General features: G+C 30.0%; 23 protein-coding genes. 1 reads left to right on the top strand and 22 read right to left on the bottom strand.

What is annotated here, in order from left to right:
* Window positions 1-36: 36 nt before the first annotated feature.
* The 20 genes from rbr to DWX74_RS02905 form a co-directional block, all read right to left on the bottom strand.
* On the bottom strand, window positions 37-576 hold the full coding sequence (gene rbr, locus DWX74_RS03000; RefSeq protein ID WP_118548649.1) for a rubrerythrin: 540 nt from the start codon (window positions 574-576) through the stop codon (window positions 37-39).
* A 101-nt stretch (window positions 577-677) separates the two neighbouring features.
* Entirely contained in the window at window positions 678-1,088 is a 411-nt protein-coding gene (locus tag DWX74_RS02995; RefSeq protein WP_006440735.1) for a universal stress protein, read from the bottom strand.
* 240 nt (window positions 1,089-1,328) lie between these two features.
* The gene (locus tag DWX74_RS02990) at window positions 1,329-1,796 is read right to left on the bottom strand and encodes an HAD family hydrolase (RefSeq protein ID WP_118548648.1); all 468 of its coding nucleotides are present in this window, start codon (window positions 1,794-1,796) and stop codon (window positions 1,329-1,331) included.
* A 37-nt stretch (window positions 1,797-1,833) separates the two neighbouring features.
* Window positions 1,834-2,607, bottom strand: a complete 774-nt coding sequence (locus DWX74_RS02985; protein ID WP_118548647.1) for a hypothetical protein — start codon at window positions 2,605-2,607, stop codon at window positions 1,834-1,836.
* Between the two features lie 341 nt (window positions 2,608-2,948).
* Window positions 2,949-3,251 carry a hypothetical protein gene (locus DWX74_RS02980; RefSeq protein ID WP_006440732.1) on the bottom strand — a complete coding sequence of 101 codons (303 nt, stop codon included), beginning with the start codon at window positions 3,249-3,251 and terminating at the stop codon, window positions 2,949-2,951.
* A gap of 154 nt (window positions 3,252-3,405) precedes the next feature.
* A complete protein-coding gene (locus DWX74_RS02975) occupies window positions 3,406-4,686 on the bottom strand; it encodes a J domain-containing protein (protein ID WP_158573227.1) in 1,281 nt (426 codons plus the stop codon).
* The gene (locus tag DWX74_RS02970; RefSeq protein ID WP_118548645.1) at window positions 4,683-6,494 is read right to left on the bottom strand and encodes an Hsp70 family protein; all 1,812 of its coding nucleotides are present in this window, start codon (window positions 6,492-6,494) and stop codon (window positions 4,683-4,685) included. Before DWX74_RS02970 ends, DWX74_RS02975 begins: the two co-directional genes overlap by 4 nt.
* A gap of 64 nt (window positions 6,495-6,558) precedes the next feature.
* Complete coding sequence (locus DWX74_RS02965) at window positions 6,559-7,110, bottom strand: DUF3592 domain-containing protein (RefSeq protein WP_118548644.1); 552 nt, start codon at window positions 7,108-7,110, stop codon at window positions 6,559-6,561.
* Window positions 7,111-7,248: 138 nt separating this feature from the next.
* Entirely contained in the window at window positions 7,249-8,604 is a 1,356-nt protein-coding gene (locus tag DWX74_RS02960; RefSeq protein ID WP_118548643.1) for an MATE family efflux transporter, read from the bottom strand.
* 141 nt (window positions 8,605-8,745) lie between these two features.
* Window positions 8,746-10,209, bottom strand: a complete 1,464-nt coding sequence (locus DWX74_RS02955; protein WP_118548642.1) for a glycoside hydrolase family 1 protein — start codon at window positions 10,207-10,209, stop codon at window positions 8,746-8,748.
* A gap of 15 nt (window positions 10,210-10,224) precedes the next feature.
* On the bottom strand, window positions 10,225-12,102 hold the full coding sequence (locus tag DWX74_RS02950) for a beta-glucoside-specific PTS transporter subunit IIABC (protein ID WP_118548641.1): 1,878 nt from the start codon (window positions 12,100-12,102) through the stop codon (window positions 10,225-10,227).
* A gap of 101 nt (window positions 12,103-12,203) precedes the next feature.
* Window positions 12,204-13,055, bottom strand: coding sequence for a BglG family transcription antiterminator LicT (licT, locus tag DWX74_RS02945; RefSeq protein ID WP_118548640.1), 852 nt, complete (start codon window positions 13,053-13,055; stop codon window positions 12,204-12,206).
* A gap of 307 nt (window positions 13,056-13,362) precedes the next feature.
* On the bottom strand, window positions 13,363-14,085 hold the full coding sequence (locus tag DWX74_RS02940; protein WP_118548639.1) for a YebC/PmpR family DNA-binding transcriptional regulator: 723 nt from the start codon (window positions 14,083-14,085) through the stop codon (window positions 13,363-13,365).
* Between the two features lie 63 nt (window positions 14,086-14,148).
* Window positions 14,149-14,904 (bottom strand): NAD(+) synthase, encoded by a 756-nt coding sequence (gene nadE, locus DWX74_RS02935; protein ID WP_040410655.1) that lies wholly within the window; start codon window positions 14,902-14,904, stop codon window positions 14,149-14,151.
* Between the two features lie 11 nt (window positions 14,905-14,915).
* Complete coding sequence (locus DWX74_RS02930; protein ID WP_118548638.1) at window positions 14,916-15,563, bottom strand: YigZ family protein; 648 nt, start codon at window positions 15,561-15,563, stop codon at window positions 14,916-14,918.
* 20 nt (window positions 15,564-15,583) lie between these two features.
* Window positions 15,584-16,012: a PPC domain-containing DNA-binding protein gene (locus DWX74_RS02925; RefSeq protein ID WP_006440725.1), complete on the bottom strand. Its 429-nt coding sequence runs from the start codon at window positions 16,010-16,012 to the stop codon at window positions 15,584-15,586.
* 148 nt (window positions 16,013-16,160) lie between these two features.
* A complete protein-coding gene (locus tag DWX74_RS02920; protein WP_006440724.1) occupies window positions 16,161-16,580 on the bottom strand; it encodes an NUDIX domain-containing protein in 420 nt (139 codons plus the stop codon).
* Window positions 16,581-16,642: 62 nt separating this feature from the next.
* Window positions 16,643-17,662 carry a HEAT repeat domain-containing protein gene (locus DWX74_RS02915; protein WP_118548637.1) on the bottom strand — a complete coding sequence of 340 codons (1,020 nt, stop codon included), beginning with the start codon at window positions 17,660-17,662 and terminating at the stop codon, window positions 16,643-16,645.
* A 25-nt stretch (window positions 17,663-17,687) separates the two neighbouring features.
* Window positions 17,688-18,998 carry a GTPase HflX gene (gene hflX / locus DWX74_RS02910; protein ID WP_118548636.1) on the bottom strand — a complete coding sequence of 437 codons (1,311 nt, stop codon included), beginning with the start codon at window positions 18,996-18,998 and terminating at the stop codon, window positions 17,688-17,690.
* A 134-nt stretch (window positions 18,999-19,132) separates the two neighbouring features.
* A complete protein-coding gene (locus DWX74_RS02905; RefSeq protein ID WP_118548635.1) occupies window positions 19,133-19,618 on the bottom strand; it encodes a nucleotidyltransferase domain-containing protein in 486 nt (161 codons plus the stop codon).
* A gap of 450 nt (window positions 19,619-20,068) precedes the next feature.
* Here DWX74_RS02905 and DWX74_RS02900 point away from each other — a divergent pair, with 450 nt between their 5' ends.
* Complete coding sequence (locus DWX74_RS02900; protein ID WP_118548634.1) at window positions 20,069-20,329, top strand: cysteine-rich small domain-containing protein; 261 nt, start codon at window positions 20,069-20,071, stop codon at window positions 20,327-20,329.
* A gap of 105 nt (window positions 20,330-20,434) precedes the next feature.
* Here the strand turns inward: DWX74_RS02900 and DWX74_RS02895 are convergent, their stop codons facing one another.
* Both DWX74_RS02895 and DWX74_RS02890 read right to left on the bottom strand, forming a co-directional pair.
* A complete protein-coding gene (locus DWX74_RS02895; RefSeq protein ID WP_118548633.1) occupies window positions 20,435-21,067 on the bottom strand; it encodes a TIGR01906 family membrane protein in 633 nt (210 codons plus the stop codon).
* A gap of 63 nt (window positions 21,068-21,130) precedes the next feature.
* On the bottom strand, window positions 21,131-22,681 hold the full coding sequence (locus DWX74_RS02890; protein ID WP_006440719.1) for an ABC-F family ATP-binding cassette domain-containing protein: 1,551 nt from the start codon (window positions 22,679-22,681) through the stop codon (window positions 21,131-21,133).
* Window positions 22,682-22,717 lie beyond the last annotated feature (36 nt).

Here is a 22,717-nt window from a genome sequence, read left to right as displayed (position 1 = left end):
CTGTTGCAAATCGCAACAGCTTTTTTATATTAGTTTTTATTTGTAAGATTCATCTTTAACTTTGAAGTATCCTTTTGGATGTTCACATACTGGACACATTTCTGGAGCTTTTTTACCAAAGTGTATATGTCCACAGTTAGTACATACCCAAGCTATAACTTCTGCGTCTTTTTCGAATACTTTTTCTTCTTCGCAGTTCTTTAATAGAGTAAGATATCTTTCTTCATGTTCTTTTTCTATTTTAGCTACTTCTTCAAATAAGTATGCTATGTGATCAAATCCTTCTTCTTTAGCTACTTTAGCGAATCCTGCATACATATCAGTCCATTCGTAGTTTTCACCTGCAGCAGCTGCTTTTAAGTTTTCTTCAGTTGAATTTATTCCATTTAATAATTTAAACCATATTTTTGCGTGTTCTTTTTCATTGCCTGCAGTTTCAGCAAATATTGCACCTATTTCGTTGTAACCTTCTTTTTTTGCTTTTGATGCAAAATAATCGTATTTGTTTCTTGCCTGTGATTCTCCTGCAAATGCAGTTAATAAGTTCTGTTCAGTTCTACTTCCTTTTAATTCCATTGTAAAACCCCCTTATTTTTTATTTTAAATTTATAGAAACCCCATATTAAAAATATGGGGTTAAATTTACTATATTACACTTAATTTAATATTCTCATATTCTATTCTGGAACTATCATAACTATACATTTAGCCTGTTTTACAACACTTGCTGTAACAGATCCTATCATTCTAGTTAGTCCCTTCTTAGTTGATTTAGTCATAACAATTATGTCTATATCGTCTTCTTTTGCTTTTCTAATTATTTCATCACCTGGGTATCCAAATGTGAAGTAAACACTTACATTGTATCCTTCCATTATTTCTTCTGCTTTATCTAGAATTTTTCTACCTAATGCTTCAGAATTTTTAATTTCTTCAGATAGTGATATGCCATCTATAAATACTAGTTCTTTGACATTCATTATCTCGATATCTACAGAATCTTTGTCAAATATTCCTTTTATAAACTCTAGAGAATGCATACTTCTTTCAGTTCCATCTATTGGTACTAATATTTTCTTTTTAGCCATAACACATCTTCCTTTCAAAAATCTAGAATAAGTTTTCTAAATTTACTAAAAATTCTTTTATTAATATTATGATAACACTAAAAAACTTTTTTTGCAATATAATCAATAATTTTTAAAAACATTTTTTAATATTTGTTTAGTTTACAAATTATCTATATACTTTTGTCGCTAAAACTTAATTATATTGAAGTTAATTATTTGTATATTATATTAATACCCAATGTATTTAACTTTAATCATTTAACCTCTTAAAGTTGCTTTTATTCTATCTGTATTAAACACTAATCCAAATGCATCATCAATAGAATTAACTACAATATCGCTGTGAGATAGTAATTTTCCTGAACATCCTTCTCCTTCTATTATGCAGACAGATAAATCAGCTATATCAAACATTTTTATATCATTGTATCCATTTCCAAAGCATATACTCTGCCCTGAAAGAGATTTTACTATTTTTTCTTTGTAGTCTGCTGCATCGTGAGTTGGAAATACTTCCACAGATACAGGAAGATTTTCACATTTTTTCTTAACAGTACCGTATGTGTCTGCAGTTAATATATAAATATTTACATACTCACTAAGCTTTTTTAAGTTTTTCTGAGTATTTTCGTTCATCTCTCCATTTACAGCAACTGTACCATTGTAATCAAATACAGCATTTTCTATTTCGTAATCTCCTCTTCCTGGAATTTCTATTTTTATCATAATCTTCCCCCATTAATATGCGCTAATTCTATAAATATTACCGTCTAAATTTTATATTTAATTCTCTTATATTTTCATTTTCAAGCATTTTTTCAAATACTTTAGGATTTACTTTGCCTTCATCTACCTGAATTATACATCCACCTAGATCTGTTTTTTCACTTCTCCATTCTAAGTAATCTCCCATTTCTCCAGATTTTATAAGCCATCCTATAAAGTCCATATTTTCAAATTCTTCCATTTTATACTTATCTATATCTCTAGTTTTCACACAATTAAATTCTTTTTCTATATAATACATAAAGTTAGTCATATACTCTATTTTTGTCATATCTTCACCAGTATATCTACTAAACATTGTCATTTCCTTTAGTTTAGAAATATCCTGAACAAGCATATTTACACTATTTTTGTCTGTAAAATATCTAACTCGACTAAAGAAATTCTCTTTTTTAAATTCTTCTATAAAATCCTTAATCTGTTTATTTAACCGCCATTTTTCAGTATCGTCTATTGTTATTGTGGCATCGTATAAATCATCTACTTTAAATGCACTATTTGTGTATTTTATTGTGCTGTATCCAACTTTCTGAGTAAGCTTAGTTAAGTACTCTTCTCCATCTTCTTCATATATTAAAAATAGATCTACTCTAGCATCCTCTAAAAAAGTTTTATCTTTGCTGCCTTTTTTATATCCACGATAAAGTACCTTTATACCAGCACCTACTCTTATAAGTTTTCTATTTTCATGCATTTCTATTTTTTCTATCATATTTAAAAGTGATTCCACTTCATCTAAAGCTATTTTCATAATTAAATCCTCTTTCTATATATTGTTTTTTACTATGATTTTATTATAACATTCAAAAAATATTACAACAATCTAAAAAAAGAAACACATACGAAAGTAAATCATATGTGTTTGACAATAAGGTTTTTATAAGTTTTTAATATTTATATATATTTAATGCTATTTTGCATTTTCAATCTTTTTAATTTATCTAATTTAAATAATTAGATTCCTAATTCCTGCTGAACTAATTCCTCAAATCTTTCAACATTTTTTACTTCACTTGGATCAAATTCACTTTTATATTCGCTATTTGATAATTTTATTGCTAAAACTACGTCTCGTAGCTGTGTACAAGTGGCTCAACCAGCTTGTACACTTTCATATCTTCTTTTTGAAAGTATTTTTCTTATTCCTTCTAGTTTTTCAACTGACCCATCATTTGAGTTATATACATACACTTCCTTATCTTCTGTGAATATAAACACTCTATCTTCTTTGTCTATAGTAGACACTTTTTCTTTGATATTTAAGCTTTCTATAGCCTTGTTTTTCTTTTCATTTAATGCATCTCTTTGCGCTTGTATTATACTTGCCTCTCTTTTTGCTTTCATAAATGAATAAATAAGCATTGCAACGAAGACAATTAATATTACCTGAATCATACTTCTCCCCCTTATTTAAACAAATATATTAAAATATACTGTTTCGATTATATTTAGCTTATACCCCCTCTTTATACCTATAAACATTTTTCTATAAAAAAAGAGATAACTATAGATTTTTCCAATTTATAGTTATCTCACTAAATTAACTTCTTTACTTTTCACTCACAAAACTAGTTTTTCCATCTTTTATTTCGACATTTATTTTTCCAACATTAGGTTCTCCACTAATCTTTTGTACTTTATTTCCATTTTCGTCGATTATATACCAACTTTTATCCTTTTCCATACCAACTATTCCATATTTTTTATCATTATCTTTAATTATATCCGCTGATTTTATATCTGCGTATTTTGTTTTTGCTATATTTCCATTGCTTGTATTAATTATGCTGTACTCACCAGCTTGATATGCTATTATTAAGTTTGACATTGTAAATTCTACCCTGCTTACATTGCCTAAAACAGTATTTTTATCTTTATCTAATATAGAATAATATCCATCTTCTTCATCTACAGTTACATCATATCCATTAATAAAATCTTTATTTACAATCAATGATGTATTCAGCATAGATTCTCTTATCTTATGTACTGTTTCACCACTTTTTTCTATACTCTGATTTATACTCTTTGATATTTGCTCTGCTTTTTCTGCTTTTTTACTCTCTACTTTTAAAAACATCCCAGATACAGCCACCGCTATACCCAACATAAATACCGGCGTCCTAATTCCAACTATATATCTCCGCTTTGTATCTTTATCTATAGCTCTTGCAACCTTGTATAAATTATATTTTCTAGCTATTTCAGACATTTTCTTTTCTGTATATAGTGTATCAGCATAAGATTTATTTACCATTATTTCCTCAAATCTAGTTTTAAAATCAGGATGCTCTAGATATGATTTTATATATGAGTTTGATAAAATCAATTTAAACATTTCCATGTTTATTTTTTTAGGAATTTTCTTTTCTATATAATCCAAGAAATACCTCATCTGATCTACTTCATCATCTCTAGTTCTTTCGTTATATATCTCATTAAAGATTTCTCCGTCTTTTGATTTTTTATTATTAGAACTATTTGTTTCAGATTTTTTATTAGTTTTTTCTTTACGATTATCTTTTATTTTAAAATCTTCTTCTAAATTTGAATAGTCAAGCTCTATAGATTTATTTTCTTCTTTCTTATTAACTTCAATAACTTCATCAGTACTTTTATTTGTATTTATACCAATTTCTAGATTCTTATCATCTAACACAGATTTACTAGCATATTTCATAGCCCATTGATACGCTTCTTGAACTATTTTAAATTCTTCTGGATAATCCTCAGGATGATATACCTTTGTTTTTTCTGCATACGCCTTTTTAATTTTTTTCTTGTCAGTTGTCGGATCTATCCCCAAAATATCCCAAATACTTTCTATCACGACAATCGACCTCCTGTACCATCTATTATTTTAATATTTTTTTCTTTATTATCTTTTTTATCAATATTTTCATCGCTCGTTTCTTTTTCATTATCTATATCAAAATCTGAGAATATATCTGATTCATTAAACTCTGAAATACTATCAAATACATCTAATAGTCTATCCATTTCTTCTACAATTTCTCTCTTTTTCTGTATATTATTTACACAATCTTTGTACATAATTTCAAGAGATTCCATTCTTTCTTGAAGCATACGTTTCAATTCTGGAGATAATTCTTTATATATTCTCCTTGCTCTTTCAATACATGCTTCATACTCTGGATTGCTATTTAATTTTATAGATATCTCCTTAATAGCATTTAACTGGTTACCCTCTTTTATAGACTCTAGTTTTTTATCATCACCTATTATAAATACACTTTTTTCACCTGTTGATATTATTTCTACTTCTACATATAGCATACTATTTATATCGTATGAATATGTTATATTGAACTGCTCATTTTCTTTATAATTTCTAGGTATTTTTACCTTTGTATGCCCAAGAAGAATATTGTCATTTTCGTACATTTCTTCTCCTTGATAAACAGATATACTTATATTATTTTGACCTCTTCTATATGCTTGAAGAGTTACAGTTCTACTTGAAGGAAGCACTGTATTTTTAGGTATTATAACTTTTGCTAAAGGTTTACTTGAATCAGATTCATTTACAATAGGTGTACTAAGTGAAAATGGACAAATATCTGTAACAACTAAATCTTTTACTTCACTACATCTTTGTTTTATTCCCAAATATTTTCCAAGCCCCATAGCAACCATACAGTCTATATCTACAGCTGACTCTACTGGTATTTTCAACAGTTTTTCTAAATATTCTCTAACTATAGGCATATAGCTAGAACCACCTACCATTATCATTCTATCTATCTCAGATGGAGTAAATCCACTGTCTTTTACAGCCCTTCTTATAACCTCTCTTATCTCATCTAAAATCGGTTTAGATATTAGAGATAGTATTTCATTTGTAATTTTCACCGAATATAATTTTCCTCTTATAGATAGGCTCATTGTTGCCTCTTCATTATCTTGTAATGCTATTTTCACTCTTTCTGCTGCTAAGAATAAACTTTCTTTTTCTGCTCTTAATAGAGAATTGTAGTCAAATTTATTTTGTTGGCAGAAATACATTGCAATTGCCCTATCAAAATCAATCCCACCTAATTGATTGTTTCCAGCTATCGAGCATATACTAACTACATTTTCAAAACAATCAACAACAGAAACATCTAGAGTTCCTCCTCCAAAGTCAAATACTATAAATGTCTCAAATTCATCTTCATGACAAGCAATTGCTGCTGCAGATGGTTCATTTATTAATCTATCAACCTTTACTCCTATAATTTCTCCTGCTAGTTTTGTAGCCCTTCTCTGCTTTGCATTGAAATACGCAGGTACACTTATTACAACTTCTTCTACTTTTTCTTTTAAGTATTTTTCTGCATCATCTACCAACTGTTTTAGCACTAAGGCCGATAATTCCTGTGGAAGATATTTATTTTTACCAAGCTTTATTGTTTTGTTAGTACCCATATCTCTTTTAAAAAGAGACGTTGTATTTTCTGGATTTGTAACTAACTTTTGTTTAGCTATTTTTCCAACTATAAGCTCGTTGTTTTCTATTGTAACTACACTCGGAGTTAGATATTCGCCAAATGAATTAGGTATCATCTCTACTTCTCCATCCCTAAAAACAACAGCTATACTATTTGTAGTTCCTAAATCTATACCTATCACAGACATAATATCAACTCTCCTTTTCTTGAAATTTTATTTTTACTTAATTTATAAAATTTTATTTTATATTCTATATTCTACCTATTAATAAAACTTTTATACTCGCTATTAAAAATAAACATCCTAATATAAATCCTGTGTACATGTATATAGAAGGCTTTCTATTATATCTCATTTGACTTGGATCATTTGGGTTTATATAAACAGTATGAATTTCACTATCTTGATATAATTTCATAGCTCCTTCATACATAGAATTATCTGATTTTATTTTGTATTTTCTACCATTGTAATTAAAGCTCATTATAGGAAAATAAATACTACTTCTTCCTGTTTTCTCTATAAATCCTTCTAATTTTGCATCAACTGTTTGATTACATTTCAATATAGTTTTTATCTCCTCTACACCTGCATATACCATAAATCCACCAAAAGTTATTCCAATAAGTGCAAAACTCGCCCTTCCAGAACTATCTAGTCCAGTTGCAAGAAATACTATTCCAAATACCGTAATAGCAATCCCAACTTTCCTAGAGTCCTTTTCACTTTTGCTGTATTTACTGCTAGACATAGCTATTATAAAAATTCCTAATCCAATAATAAGTAATCCTATTTTAAGCATATCAATTCCCCCGAACTTATCTCTTTTTTTTATTATCTCATTTATTTTTATTAAGGTAAACGTTTTTTTAGAATTTTTAAAATATTTCCTTCAATAAAAAAGCTACATAGATTGAACTATGCAGCTTTTTATAATTTATTACATATCTCTAAGTATTTTTTTAAATTGGAATATAAATAATACACTAGTAAATAACACAGCTAGTATATCCGCTATTGGTTCCGCCATATATACAGCCATAGTTTTATTTTCTAAAAATCTAGGCATAATATATATTAGCGGTATTAGAAGTACAAATTTTCTCATAACCGCTACCATTATAGATCCCTTTGCATTTCCAATAGATGTAAATGTCATCTGGCAAGCAACCTGTATACCAAATAACATTAACCCTCCCATATATACACGAAGAGATGTTTCTGTAAATGCTATTAATTCTGGACTTGTTGTAAACATTTTTACAAATACTTGTGGCATAATCATTACAAGTAGCCATAAAAGAGCAGAGTATCCAACACTTATTTTTACTAAAAGTAAAAATGTTTCTTTTACTCTATTTTTATTTTTGGCACCAAAGTTAAAACTTATTATAGGCTGTGCTCCCTGTCCTATTCCTTGAAGTGGTAACAATGCAAACTGCATAACACTAGTTAATATCGTCATAGAACCTACAGCTATATCTCCTCCGTATTTTAATAAAGATGAGTTAAAACATACAGCTATAACACTTTCACTAGCCTGCATTATGAATGTTGAAAGACCTAATGTCATACATGGTACTATTATATCTCTTTCTATTTTTAAGAATGTTCTTTTTAATTTTATCTTTGTCTTTTTCCCTATTAAAAAATACATAATCCATATACAAGAAAGCGACTGTGAAATTATAGTGGCTAAAGCTGCTCCTTTTACTCCCATATTCATAGCAAATATAAAAATTGGATCTAGTATTATATTTGATACCGCACCTATTAAAACGGATAACATTCCTATTTTTGCAAATCCTTGCGCTGTAATAAATGCGTTCATTCCCAATGTAAGCTGAACAAATATTGTTCCTATTGAATATATATCCATATACTCCGTTGCATATTTAATAGTATTTTTACTTGCTCCAAACAAAAGCAATATTTTTTCATTAAAAATCAATAATATCGTAGTTAGTATTATTGATATTATTATCTGTGTTGAAAAGCAATTTCCTAATATTTTTTCAGCCTTTTCTGAATTTCCTTCTCCCATAGAAATACTTGCAAGTGGTGCTCCTCCACTCGCTATTAATGCAGCAAAAGCAGATACAATTAAAATTATCGGCATACAAACCCCAACTCCAGTAAGAGCTAAAGCTCCTACATCCTTTATATGTCCTATATATACTCTATCCACTATGTTGTATAACATATTTATAACTTGAGCTACTAAAGTCGGTAATGCCAATTTAAATAATAAACCTTTTATAGGCTCTGTTCCTAAAAAATCATCTTTATTTTCCATAAGTTCTCCTATCTAAATTAAGTAATTTATAATATTTTACTGTTTTATTCCTTATTTTAGGTAAAATATTAAGGTAGACTCGATGACATAAAAAATCATCTAATCTACCTTAATATGTTTAATTATTATAAATTCTTATTATTATAATTCTTCTCCATTAGACTCTATAACTTTTTTATACCAATAGAAAGAATCTTTTTTATAACGTTTTAATGTTCCGCTTCCATCATTGTTTTTATCTACATAGATAAATCCATATCTCTTTTTCATTTCACCAGTAGATGCACTTATTAAATCTATACATCCCCAGTATGTGTATCCTATTAAATCTACACCATCTTCAATAGCATCGCTCATTGCTTTTATATGCTCTTTTGTGTATTCTATACGATATTGATCGTGTATGCTTCCATCTTCTTCTAATTTATCTATAGCTCCAAGACCATTTTCCACTACCATCAGTGGTAACTGATAGCGTCCATATACTTCATTTAAGAAATATCTAAGTCCCTGTCCGTCTATACTCCATCCCCATTCACTGTATTTTAAATAAGGATTTTTAGCTCCAGTTGTAAAGTTCCCTTTTGCTTTTTCAGCATTTTCATCTTCTGTGACACATCCTGATGAATAGTAAGAGAATGTGATCATATCAACTGTACCTTCTTTTAAATCTATGAAGTCCTGTTCTTCGGCTTCTAGTTTAAAATCATATTCTTTCCAAAGTCTCTGTGCATAGTATGGATATGCTCCTCTTGCCATTGTATCTAAGCAGTAGTAGCAATCTTCCTGCCAATGTTTCTGGCAAGATATTATATCGTCTGGATTACATGTTAATGGATAATTACATACTCCACCTAACATAGCTCCAACTACCATTTCTGAATCTACTTCATGTGCTGCTCTAACAGCTCTTGCACTCGCTACAAACTGGTTGTGTAATATCTGCATTGCTTCACGAACTTTAGAATCAGGATAATTTGGTATAAATGTACGCATTAATATTGGGCTGTTTATTTCGTTGAATGTTAGCCAATATTTTACTAATCCCTTATATTCTTTAAATAGCACTTTTGTGTATTTTTCAAATAAATCTATTAATTCTCTATTGCTCCATCCACCTAATTCTTCTTCTAAGTATAAAGGCATATCGTAGTGGAATAAAGTTACTAATGGCTCTATATCGTATTTCTTTAATTCTTCAAATACTCTTCTGTAGAAATCTAATCCTTCTCTATTTGGTTCTTCTTCTATTCCTTTTGGGAATATTCTAGACCAAGATATAGACATACGGAATACTTTGAATCCCATTTCTGCAAATAATGCTATATCTTCTTTATATCTATTGTAAAAATCTATTCCCTCATGTGAAGGATAGTAATAACCTTCAAATACTGTTCTGCGTGCTCCTTCAGGTAACTGTTCAAACATTGAAGCTTTACCAGGTTCACCATCTTTTGATATATATGTTGTGTATCTAGGCTCAGATACAGTCCCTGCTGTAACCGCATCAGAAACTGTCATTCCTTTACCGCCTACATTCCATGCTCCTTCACACTGATTGGCAGCTACTGCGCCACCCCATAAGAAATTTTTTGGAAATGCCATTTTAATTCACGCTCCTTATTTCACTATTTTTAACATAGCTTCACCTTTTTTGTGATGCTCATTATCTATTTCTAAAACGTCTAAATAATCAAATGTATTAGTTATTATTACAGGTATTTCACAAGAATATCCTTCTTTTTCTATATTTTCTTTTTCAAAAGAAACTAATAGCTGTCCTGCTTCTACCTTATCTCCTGCTTTTACATGAGATTCAAAATATTTTCCTTCTAGAGATACTGTATTTATCCCTATATGTATTAATATTTCACAACCATCATCACTTAATATTCCTATAGCATGTTTAGTTGGGAAAATAGTTTTTATTTCACCATTAACTGGAGAGCAAACTTCACCATTATCTGGAACTATTACACATCCTTTTCCAAGTGCTTCACTTGCAAAAGCATCATCTTCTGATTCTGATAATGGCTTTATAGTTCCATCCATAGGCATTAATATTGTTTCTTTAATATTTACTATTTTTTCTTCATCTGTTTTCTCTTTTTTATTTGCATCTGTTTTACCAGAGTTATTTCCTTCTAAGTAATCGTAATCTGAGTCTTTGTATATTGCCATTCCTAATACTAATGAAACTAGAAGAGGTATAACAACCATCATAGCTATTCCTATTAGATTTGCATCAGTTGGACTTATAAATCCTAATAAACCTATAACACCCATCCCTGCATAAGAATACATTTTTATTCCCATTAAAGCTACGATTATACCACCTACTGCACCACCTATACAGTTAACTACAAATATTTTCTTTCTTGGTAGTGTTACCGCATATGTAGCTGGCTCAGTTACACCAAATATAGCTGATATAAATGCTGGTAATGATACTTCTTTTAATTTAATATTTTTAGTTTTTAGATAAACTGCTAATACTGTACCTACTGTAGCAAATGTAGCTGGGTATGAAAGTGCTAGCATCTGGCTTGGATTTCCTGCAACTAGATCCATAAATGCTACAACTGTTAGAACACCATGTATTCCAAACATAACAAATACCTGCCATAATCCACCCATTATTATTCCTGCTATTAATGGAGAGAAGTCACATATAGAAGTAAGAGTTACATTTAATCCTGTACCTATTAAATTAGCTGCTGGCCCTATTATTATGAAAGTTATTGGGAAACTTATTAATAATGTTAGTAAAGGAGTCATAAATCCTTTTACCATTTTAGGCATATTTCTATCTATAAATTTATATAAAGGTGCTGCAAATAATAGACCAAATAGAATTGGCATAAATGTTGATGTATAAGTAGTATTTATATTATGCCCAAAGAAGTTTAAATCTACATTCTGTATAGTTGGATAACACATAGCAGCTGCTAGTATTAATCCAAAGAATGGGTCTATTTCGAATTTTTTAGCTAAGTTGTATCCTAACATTAATGGTAGGAAGTAGAAGAAACAATCTCCCGCTGCATTTAATAACATATATGGTCCAGATTCTGGACTAATTCCTAATATAGTTAGTACAACTGTTAAACCTTTTATAATCCCGCAAGCGCATAGAAGATTTAGTACTGGTCCAATCCCTCCAGATATAACATTTAGAGCTCTGTTTAATAAACTCTGTTTCTTTTTGTCTGACTTGCTATTATCAACAATAGCATCTGGACTCATTCCAAGCTGTTTTAGAACTTCGTTGTATACATCTGTTACATGTTCACCTATTACAACCATATACTGATCTATAGATTTTGATTTTACAACTGTAACAACTCCATCCATATTTTTTAGTACTTCATCATTTGCTTTTGATTCATCTTTTAATTTGAATCTTAGACGAGTAACACAATGTGTTAAACTCTCAATGTTTTCTTTTCCGCCGACATTTTCTATTATGTCTGCTGCTAATTTTGTGTAGTTTTTCATTTTTTCTCCTCCGTCTTAAGTATAAAAACTTATCTGAAGGTTTAGCCAACTTAATGTTACCATCCTTTGTCAAAATAAAGTCACCTGTTTGAATTTATTTTTTACTCTTCATTTTGACTTTTATATATAACACGCTCTATATGAATAGTAAGGTATAACTGTTCTTCCTTTGATAATTCATATTTGTATTTACGTGATATAAACTCTGTAATTCTTTCAACACAAGCGTATGAAGATGCATATTTAACTTTTACAATATCTAATAGATCATCCTCATCTGTATCCTTTATTATTTTGTCTGAAAGCAATCTCTGTGCAAAGAATTTTAAATGTGTTATAAATCTATAATAATATACAGAATCTGTATCAAATTCTACTGAAAAATGATATTTCACTATATTTGATATTTCCTGCATTATCTTTGTTATTTCAATAGTTTGATGCATATCATCATTTTCCATACCTGCATTCACTATATGCAGTGTTATAAATCCTGCCTCATCTTCTGGTAGAGATACATGCAGTTTTTCATTGATTATATTCAGTGCTTTTAATGCAAGTTGAAACTCTTCTGGATAAAATCTCTTGATATCCCAAATCATATAATTTTTTATTGTAATACCATCTAAAAATCTATTTACAGCCATATGAATATGGTCACTTAAAGAAATATATATTGTGTCACTTATTTTTTTACCAGATTCAAGTTTAATCATATCTATTATCTCATCAGCTACTTCTAAATATGGAAGAGGTATATCTGATACTATTTCCTGGAATCTTTTATTCTTAACTTTATCCTTTAAAATAAATACTTTATTTACTTCTTTTTCATCTACAAAATCTCCACTTTTTTTCTTAAAAGCTATTCCCTTGCCACATACAACTTGTTCTATTCCATTTTCATCTTTTATAATAACTACATTGTTATTTAAAACTCTATCTATAATCATTTAAATCTCTCCTTTCGATAAGATTTGCTTTTTTTTTAACAAAAAAGACCTATTTACATATGTAGAAAAATTAGCATTTCTTTTTTATTAAAAGAATATTATTTTCTATATATGTAAATAGGTCTAGCTTGATTTAACAATTACCATCCTACTGAATCTTTTTTTATTGTAATATAAGTTTTTTATTTTGTCAATCGTTTTCAGCATATTATTATATCTATTTTTTATTACTATAATTTATTTTTTTAATAAAAAAAGAGATGCAAACAGAAATTTTCTGCAACATCTCTTTAAAATAGTCTTTAAATTATTCAGTTATTTCCCAGTTGTGGTAAACGTCCTGAACATCGTCATCATCTTCAAGCATGTTTATTAATTTTTCCATAGCATTGCACTGACCATCTTCTGTTAATGCAGTAGTTGTCTGAGGTATCATTTTAACGTCAGCTGATATAAATTCATATCCAGCTTCTTTTAATGCATCTCTAACTGCTGCGAAGTCATTAGGTTCAGTTATTACTTCGAATCCATCTTCTTCAACTATGAAATCTTCTGCTCCAGCTTCTAAAGCTGCATCCATTAATTCTTCTTCGCTTACACCATCTTCAGCTGCAACTAATATCTGTCCTTTTCTATCGAACATGAAAGATACGCATCCTGAAGTACCTAAGTTACCACCATTTTTATCGAAGTAGTATCTTATGTTACCAGCTGTTCTATTTTTGTTGTCAGTAAGTGCGTTAACTATTACTGCAACCCCACCTGGTCCATATCCTTCGTATACTATTGTTTCGTAGCTTTCAGAGTTTCCAGCACCTGTACCTTTTGCTATAGCTCTATCTATATTATCATTAGGCATGTTGTCAGCTTTAGCTTTTTCTATAGCTGTTTTTAAAGCTGCATTGTATTCTGGATCTCCTCCACCATCTTTAGCAGCAACTGCTATTGCTCTAGCATGTTTTGTAAATACTTTTGCTCTCTGAGCATCCTGTTTTCCTTTTCTATTTATTATGTTTCCTATACGTCCCATAATTCCACTCCTTCTGTTATTTACTCACCTTAAAATTCTATCATAAATTTTTGCAATAGTAAATTAGAATTTAGGTGGTTTTGCAGCAGTATGTCTTTTGTGTTCACTATTTCTGTGTAGTCTGTCTATTATTTCAAGATGTTCTGCTGGAACTTCATCTCTTCTGCCTTCTAAAACAGCATCTATATATTTGTATGTAGTTCCCATTTCATTTTCGTCAGTCTGCCCTTCCCATAGTCCAGCTGATGGAGCTTTATTTATTAGATCTTCGTGTATTCCTAATTCTTTAGCCCATTCAAATACTTCACCCTTTGTAAGATTTGCAAGTGGAAGTATATCAACACCACCATCTCCATGTTTAGTAAAGTATCCAGTGTGAAGTTCTGCTGCATTGTCTGTTCCTACAACTAGATATCCTAAATCATTTGCTATTGTATATATTGTACTCATTCTTATTCTAGCTCTAAGATTAGCATCAGTCATTCTTAGATATTCTTCTTTAAATAATCCTTTTTCTTTTAGATTATCTGTCACTGTATCTAATATTAATTTGTGTGGTTCTGCTAATTCAAGATCCATGTATTCTATTCCACATCCATCTATAACTTTCATAGCATCTACTCTATCTGCTGGATTTGATTTTATACTCATTATTACACCCATAGAATCATTTGGGCATGCTTTTTTAATAAGATATGCCACAACTGCAGAGTCTATACCACCAGATACACCAACTATTAATCCTCTAGCATGTGCTTCTTTTACTTTGTCCTGTAACCATTCTACTGTTTTTTCAATCTGTTCTGCTCTAGTACTCATTTTTTCCCCCATTAATCAAGTATTATTTCTCCATTATTTTCACTTAAATAGAATTCCTCACCAAATGAAATATTTGCTGTACCATTTGTTATATCAGTTATTCTATCTGTAAGCTTTTGTGTATCTTCAGGTTTAGAATATATTATAAATTCTACATCTTCAAGATATATAGTATCTTTTACAAAATATCCTAAGTTCATTATTTCATTCTGAACTCTACCTATCTGATTGTAGTCTACTTTTATTTTAACTTCTTGATACCATATTCTATCAATTATTTTTCCTGCTTCTAAACCTATTTTTGCTCCTCTTGTATATGCTCTTACAAGTCCGCCTGCTCCTAGCTTGATTCCACCAAAATATCTAGTTATTACAACTACAACATCTCTTAAATCTTCTTTTTTAATAACCTCAAGTGCTGGTATTCCAGCTGTTCCCTGTGGTTCTCCGTCATCGCTGTATCTCTGAATATTCATAGTAGGTCCTACTGTATAAGCCCATACATTATGAGTTGCATCTTTATGCTTTTTCTTTATTTCGTCGACAAATTCAACAGCTTCTTCCTCACTATTTATAGGTTTTGCATATCCTATAAATCTCGATCTCTCTTCTGTGAATTCATCACATCCATATTCGTAGATAGTTCTATACGAATTCATAGAAATCCCCTTTCAAATTCTTATTTTTCAAATTCAAAAATATTTATTCCTGTTTTTTCATCAAGCTGACGACCTATTTTTTTATCAAATACAGTTACAAATATTTCACTTGTAGCACCTATGACTGCTTTATTTAAGTGGCCACTATGCACCTCATTTTTTTCTGGATCACCTATAGTTATATGCATATGTAAATATGGTTCTCCATCTTTCTGAGTTATATTACCCATAAATGAACCAACTTCATAAAGTCCAGTATAAGAAGTTACTTTATACTCTTTTGTTTCTATATTATATAATCCTAATTCTGCTAATTTTGTAGCACCTATTCCAGAAACTGCTGCTGAAGTAATATTTTCTTTTTTACAAAGTTCTGTTAACTTTTCCATTACCTCTTCATCATAGTCTATGCGAACTGCTATTGTGTTTCCTGATTTTATATATTCCATTTTGAAACATCTCCTCTTTTTTATATTTAACTACTATATTTTATTATATATTAGTTTTATAAATATGTGAACGCATAAAAAAACTACCACGCAACTGCGTGGTAGTTTTCCGCTTCAAAGTTGATATCAGCCTTTCGGTTAGATATGATTAGTCTGCTATTTTCTTTACTTCTTTATATTTTTTGTATGAGATTTCAACTAAAGATTTTTCTTTGTTATGATTTAACATTTCAAGAGCATCTTTAACTTTGTAGAATCCGCCTTCTAAAAATTCAGAACTTATTTTGCATTCTGTGTTAGGAGCGTCCATTATAAACCAGTTTATGGCATTACAAACTCTCTGCTGTCTACTTCTTGAGAAGAACTCATATATAGTATCTCCAGCTATATCTAGTAATTTAGCATCTATACCAGTTTCATCTTTTACTCTTGCTATAGCGCTTTCCTGAGCCATGTACATTCCAGATATTTTTCCTTTTGGAAGAGTCCATTCACCTCTGTCATTTTTCACTAATAACACCTGATTTGCGTGGAATACCACACCACCTGCACAACGTCTTACTATCATATCGAATCCCTCCTATAAATATACGCACCTGCGTATGATTTGAAAAATATAATTGTCAGAACTTAAACTGACTTTTCTAACTCGATTATCGCTTCTCTATATGCACGAAGTACATAATCTTTTTCGACACCTTGTCTTGCTCTATATAGATTTCTCAATATATTTAGACTGTGTCTATTACCAACTTTTAAAAGAGCCTTCGCACAGTACTGTCTAGTCTGTGGATTTGAATCAAGAAGCCCTAGTTCTAAAACCTCTCGACTCTTTGGTGAACCAATCTTTCTGATTGCAGAATATGTAATTCTTCTGACGTCGGAATTTCTATGCTCAGTGAGATTATGTAGGATTTTTAAGAAGTTTTCATCCTTTAATTCTCCAGTTGTCCAAATCAGAACAATTAAGTCATCTGTGTTATATTCTGTAAGAATACGTTTGTACACCTTTCTCTTAAAGTATATCATTTTTTCCGGTTTTAATCTATCTAAAAAATCAAGTCTTTTATTTTTATCTAAACCTAAAAAACTTTGTAATTCATCGTCTTTTTGAGTATTGTTATCAAAATTTTTTTCATTTAGATTAATCGGTTTATTTTCTTCAAGCTTTTTATCTTTTTCACTTTTATTGGATTCTTTTGATTTATTTTTTATTTTTTTTATAGCTGTATTTGCTACTTTTTTCATATCCTCATTTTCATGATTTACAAGTCCTTCTAAAAAATCTAAAAACTCTGTATCTCTCATTTCTCCAGCAGTCCATGCCAAAATCATAAGATTTCTTATATCTTTTTCAATAGGGATAAGTCTGAGTATTTTTCGCTTAAAATACGTTAACTCATCTGAGTCTAGCTGCTCCAAATACTCTAGCCTTTCCTCTTTATTTAATGTTAGATATAGTTCAAGTGTATCCTTTTTTCTGTCTTCTTCTCTTTTTTCAATTTGAATTTTTATTAAATGATCGGCTATGTCTTGAGGAGATAGATTTCTAACCTTTGCAATCTGATTCACGTTTAAAGATTCTTTATACAAAAGATAGGTTATCTGATAATCCTCAAGCTCATCAATATTTTCCCAGCTTATCTCCATCTAATCATCCCAATCTAAAATAAATTTATTTTTCAACAATGTATTCTTTATATTTTCCAAAGTCTTCCTCATCAAGTGCAACTCTAAACTTAGTTCCCTCTCCAAGATATTCAAATTCATCTATATTGTACTTATCTTTGCATTTGCTGAATATATCTCCTCTATCATAAGGAATTAAAAGCTCTACATCATAAGTATTTTCCATAACTGCTTTTTCTATCATATTAAGCAGTTTGTCCATATTTATTCCCTGTTTTGCAGATATATATACAACATCATCCTGATTCTTTGGATATATATCAAGTTCTAGTTTATCCACTTTATTGTACACAAGTATAGTCTTTTTATCGTCTGCTCCAAGTTCTTTTAATACTTTTTCTGTAGTCTTTTTCTGAATTTCGTAGCTCTCATTTGTAGCATCTATTACATGTAGTATTAAATCTGCATAATTAACTTCTTCTAGTGTAGATTTAAATGCATCTACTAAATCATGTGGTAGCTTACTTACAAACCCAACAGTATCAACTACTAAAAAGTCTCTTTTATTTGGAAGTACTGCTTTTCTTAAAGTTACATCTAGTGTTGCAAAAAGCATATCTTTTACAAATACCTCTTTTTCACATTCGTAGTCTTTATGAGTTTTTATAAGTTCGTTTAGTAGTGTTGATTTACCAGCATTTGTATATCCAACTAATGCCACTATAGGTATATTAGATTTCTTTCTCTGATTTCTCTGAGTTTCCCTATTTTTCTTAACTAGTTTTAGTTCTGCTCTTATATCCGCAGCTCTATTTAATATGTGTCTTTTGTCTATTTCAAGCTTCTGTTCCCCTGGTCCTCTTGTACCTATACCTGCACCAGTTCTACTCATAGATCCACCCATTCCATAAAGTCTTGGTAGTCTATATTTTAACTGAGCTAATTCTACCTGAAGTTTACCTTCTTTACTCTTAGCTCTCTGTGCAAATATATCAAGGATTAGAGTTGTTCTGTCTATAGTTTTTATTCCTGTAAGGTCTTCTATATTTCTAGTCTGGGCACCAGATAATTCATCATTGAATATTATTAATGTCGCATCAAGACCTTCACAATATCCTTTTATCTCTTCAACCTTCCCTTTTCCTATATAGTAAGCAGCGTCTACAGCAGGTCTATTCTGTATTACAGATCCAACTACCTCCGCACCTGCTGCCTTTGCTAGTTCTTTTAATTCCTCCATAGAATCATTTATGTCTATATCATCTATTCTTTTTGATACAGTAGTTATGTTCATTCCAACAAGAAGTGCTCTTTCAACTACCTGTTCATGTAAATTTATATCTAATTCAGTCGTCATAATTTCCTCCTTAATTATCTTTGTTTATTCTTTTAGCAAATAATTAAATTTAATTATATTATATCCTAAAAAAATTATTACTACTATATTTATAATCTCCATATAAATATATATTAAGCTTTATATAATATATATTATAAACTTTTAAGAATATCTATATCGTGTATATCTTTTTCCCTCAATTCATATCCTGAATGAAAAATAAGTTGTCCTTTTAAAGATATACATGGGATTATTCTATTTTCAAAGTTTACACTACTAAAATAATCTTTTTCAAATTCATACCAACCACCTTCTAAATCAGCTTGTTTTGACGTTCCATCTTCATTTAAAATAAATGGATGTATGTCTAAATATCCATATTTTTCACTATATAACTCCATTCTAGCTGGAAGCCAATCTGTATCTATTTTGTATCCTTTACTTAAAAGAAATTCTATTAATTCATCTGTAAATTTTGCATCAAAATTAATATCTATATCTCTATGATCTCTTGTTTGTTTACCCAATAATAAATCAACTCCCCAACCACCATCAATCCAATACGTAATTTTAGTAGTTTCTAATAAATCAATAATATTTAATAAATCTTCTTTAGTTACAGTTTCTTTTTTAGCCATTATTTACCTCCTCTTTTAGTCTAATTTTTAAATTAGCTATGTAAATTTTATCCTTTATTTTTATTGTAATTTTTGACAACAAAAAAGCAGGTAAATGCTCCACAAAGGATATTTACCTGCATCATAAAAGACACGCTAAAAAATATGATACTCTTGTATACTAAATTATCTAATATAGTACTACAAAATCAATAATCATATAATATCTGACTTACGTGTAGCATATGTACGCACGACAAAAAATCCCTACAGAGTAGAGCGGTAAACCGACTTTTGTTGTTTATTAGCGTACAAAAATGAACATTCGTAAGCCTCCTTCCATTTTCAAAATTAAGATAAGTATATATTATGATAGTATAAAATGTCAACAAATTTATAAAATAGCGTTGTAAATTATCAAACTTTAAATCTATAATAATTATTATCTTATAAATTAATTAGGAGGATATTATGAGCGAAAATTATAAGTTTTTCTGCCACAAGAATTGTGAATTTTTCCCATGCCATAAGACAGACAAACCTGATGAGTTTAACTGTCTTTTCTGCTACTGTCCACTTTATGCACTTGGAGAAAACTGCGGTGGAAATTTTAAATACACAGAAAAAGGAATAAAGGACTGTAGCAACTGTATGTTGCCACACAATAAAAAGAATTTCGATTATATAATGAAAAAATTCAGTGAAATATCTGAACTTGCAAGAAAAAAATAAATTTTTGTTTTTACTTTTGTAAATATATAAAAATGGGACTGTTGCGTTTTTGCAACAATCCCATAATTTTTATCAACAATTTTTGTATTTTTACTAAATTTATCCCTATTTTTCAGTTCTATCAGAAAAAATCCTATATGCTATAAGTAATGCTATCCACATAATCACAACTAAGCTGACTATAAGTAGAGCTTCGTGATAGAAAAATTCCTCTGGAAGTATGTTTATTACTGGATCTAGTACTGGATCAAATATCCAGTAATCATTTCTAAACATTATCTTGTGGAAAAGTACAAATACCTTATCAAATACTACAAGCATAGGTATTGCCACAATAACAGGAAGAATTATCAACATCCTCAATACGTTTTTTAGTGGTTTAGTTCTACCCTTAAATGCCTCATAAATAATTACTATAAATGCAAATAAGCCAATTACCATTATGTAGTACAGCGAATGAAAAATATTTCTAACCTCTTCAAAGTGAATTTTTCCTTCTTTTGAAAATCTCATACTCGGTAATTCAAACTCCTCATCATCAAAGCTAGTATTATAATCTATTAGATAGTTGTAGTTCTCTATTATTTCTTGCTCTGTGTATCCAGACATAGCAGGAATATCAAGTCTTTTTATATCTAAATAGTATACTTCTTTAAAATTAAGTGCTGTTACCGCAGCTACAGAGATTATCGATATAGTTACTAAAAAGGAGCATATATACATAAATATATTTTTCATATTATCACCCAGGTTTTAGTTAGTTTATTTATATCTATTTATTTTATGTTATTATATTTTTTATTAAACTATTTTTGTAGTGAAGTCCTCTATATTCCATACATCATCTACAAAGTCCATGTAGAATTCTGGTTCATGAGATACTAAAAGCACTGTTCCCTTGAATTCTTTTATTGCTTTTTTAAGCTCTTCCTTAGCATCCACATCAAGGTGGTTAGTAGGTTCGTCAAGTACTAGGAAGTTTATGTCTTTTAGCATTATCTTACATAATCTAACTTTTGCTGCTTCTCCCCCACTAAGTACTCTTACTAAGCTAGTTATATGCTCATTAGTTAATCCACATTTTGCAAGTGCCTGTCTTACTTCATAGTTTGTAAGACCTGGATATTCCTGCCATATTTCATCCATAGCGGTATTGTTATTTTCTGTTGAACTTTCCTGTTCAAAGTAACCTACCTCTAGATAGTCACCTAGTTTAACTTCACCGTCATATGGTTTTATCATACCTAAAAGAGTTTTTAGAAGTGTAGATTTACCTATACCATTCATACCTTTTAATGCTATTTTTTTACCTCTTTCAAGCTGGAAGTTAAGTGGTTTTGTAAGTGGCTCATTATATCCTAGTACAAGATCTTTAGTTTCAAATATTATCTTTCCTGCAGCTCTAGCATTTCTAAAGTTGAAAGTAGGTTTTATTTTTTCCTTTGGTCTTTCAAGTATTTCCATTTTATCAAGCTGTTTCTGTCTTGAGTTTGCCATACCTCTTGTTGCAACTCTAGCTTTGTTTCTTGCTATGAAATCTTCAAGTTTTTCTCTTTCTTTAACCTGTTTTTCGTAAGCCTGTTCTTCCTGTCTTTTCTTGATTTCATTTAATCTTTCAAATTCATCGTAGTTTCCTTTGTATCTGTTTAATTCACCATTTTCAAGGTGGTAAACAACGTTACAAGTATCATTTATGAAGCTTATGTCGTGAGAAACTAGTACGAATGCATTTTCGTATTCCTGTAGATATCTAGTAAGCCATACTATGTGCTCTTCATCTAAGTAGTTTGTAGGCTCGTCTAATATTAATATTGTTGGGTTTTCAAGAAGTAACTTAGTTAAAAGTACTTTTGTTCTCTGTCCACCACTAAGGTCAGTTACATCTCTGTCTAGTCCTATTTCTCCAAGTCCTAGTCCATTTGCAACCTCCTGTATTTTTGCATCTATTGTATAGAATCCACTATGTTCAAGTATTGTCTGTATTTCAGCAGTATCTTCCATAAGTGCAGCCATTTCTTCATCAGATGCATCTCCCATTTTTTCGTACATCTGTAGCATTTCCTGCTCTAAGTCGAACATATGCTGGAATGCCTCTCTTAAAACTTCTCTTATTGTTTTTCCTTTTCCAAGTACTGTGTGCTGATCTAAATAACCAACTGTAACCCTTGATGACCATTTTATATTACCTGCATCTGGCATTAATTTTTTAGTTATTATATTAAGGAAGCTCGACTTTCCTTCACCATTAGCACCTACTAGTGCTATATGCTCACCTTTTCTTATTCTGAATGATACGTTTTCAAGTATTACCCTAGCGCCAAATCCATGGCTAACATTTTCAACTACTAACATTTTTCCTCCTCTAAATACTTTTTTATTTTTTATATC

Origin of the sequence: Peptoclostridium sp. AF21-18, assembly GCF_003478825.1 — a bacterium.
GTDB lineage: Bacteria > Bacillota > Clostridia > Peptostreptococcales > Peptostreptococcaceae > Peptacetobacter.
This window is presented reverse-complemented; position numbering and strand designations above follow the sequence as displayed.

Excerpts from the sequence above, each read along its gene's own strand:
- DWX74_RS02895 (WP_118548633.1), bottom strand. The coding sequence starts at position 21,067 with ATGAAAAATATATTTATGTATATATGCTCCTTTTTAGTAACTATATCG.
- DWX74_RS02995 (WP_006440735.1), bottom strand. The coding sequence starts at position 1,088 with ATGGCTAAAAAGAAAATATTAGTACCAATAGATGGAACTGAAAGAAGT.
- DWX74_RS02920 (WP_006440724.1), bottom strand. The coding sequence starts at position 16,580 with ATGATAGTAAGACGTTGTGCAGGTGGTGTGGTATTCCACGCAAATCAG.
- rbr (WP_118548649.1), bottom strand. The coding sequence starts at position 576 with ATGGAATTAAAAGGAAGTAGAACTGAACAGAACTTATTAACTGCATTT.
- hflX (WP_118548636.1), bottom strand. The coding sequence starts at position 18,998 with ATGACGACTGAATTAGATATAAATTTACATGAACAGGTAGTTGAAAGA.
- DWX74_RS02900 (WP_118548634.1), top strand. The coding sequence starts at position 20,069 with ATGAGCGAAAATTATAAGTTTTTCTGCCACAAGAATTGTGAATTTTTC.
- DWX74_RS02970 (WP_118548645.1), bottom strand. The coding sequence starts at position 6,494 with ATGTCTGTGATAGGTATAGATTTAGGAACTACAAATAGTATAGCTGTT.
- DWX74_RS02890 (WP_006440719.1), bottom strand. The coding sequence starts at position 22,681 with ATGTTAGTAGTTGAAAATGTTAGCCATGGATTTGGCGCTAGGGTAATA.
- licT (WP_118548640.1), bottom strand. The coding sequence starts at position 13,055 with ATGATTATAGATAGAGTTTTAAATAACAATGTAGTTATTATAAAAGAT.
- DWX74_RS02980 (WP_006440732.1), bottom strand. The coding sequence starts at position 3,251 with ATGATTCAGGTAATATTAATTGTCTTCGTTGCAATGCTTATTTATTCA.
- DWX74_RS02960 (WP_118548643.1), bottom strand. The coding sequence starts at position 8,604 with ATGGAAAATAAAGATGATTTTTTAGGAACAGAGCCTATAAAAGGTTTA.
- DWX74_RS02940 (WP_118548639.1), bottom strand. The coding sequence starts at position 14,085 with ATGGGACGTATAGGAAACATAATAAATAGAAAAGGAAAACAGGATGCT.
- DWX74_RS02985 (WP_118548647.1), bottom strand. The coding sequence starts at position 2,607 with ATGAAAATAGCTTTAGATGAAGTGGAATCACTTTTAAATATGATAGAA.
- DWX74_RS02950 (WP_118548641.1), bottom strand. The coding sequence starts at position 12,102 with ATGAAAAACTACACAAAATTAGCAGCAGACATAATAGAAAATGTCGGC.
- DWX74_RS02925 (WP_006440725.1), bottom strand. The coding sequence starts at position 16,012 with ATGGAATATATAAAATCAGGAAACACAATAGCAGTTCGCATAGACTAT.
- DWX74_RS02965 (WP_118548644.1), bottom strand. The coding sequence starts at position 7,110 with ATGCTTAAAATAGGATTACTTATTATTGGATTAGGAATTTTTATAATA.
- DWX74_RS02990 (WP_118548648.1), bottom strand. The coding sequence starts at position 1,796 with ATGATAAAAATAGAAATTCCAGGAAGAGGAGATTACGAAATAGAAAAT.
- DWX74_RS02915 (WP_118548637.1), bottom strand. The coding sequence starts at position 17,662 with ATGGAGATAAGCTGGGAAAATATTGATGAGCTTGAGGATTATCAGATA.
- DWX74_RS02930 (WP_118548638.1), bottom strand. The coding sequence starts at position 15,563 with ATGAATTCGTATAGAACTATCTACGAATATGGATGTGATGAATTCACA.
- DWX74_RS02955 (WP_118548642.1), bottom strand. The coding sequence starts at position 10,209 with ATGGCATTTCCAAAAAATTTCTTATGGGGTGGCGCAGTAGCTGCCAAT.
- nadE (WP_040410655.1), bottom strand. The coding sequence starts at position 14,904 with ATGAGTACTAGAGCAGAACAGATTGAAAAAACAGTAGAATGGTTACAG.
- DWX74_RS02905 (WP_118548635.1), bottom strand. The coding sequence starts at position 19,618 with ATGGCTAAAAAAGAAACTGTAACTAAAGAAGATTTATTAAATATTATT.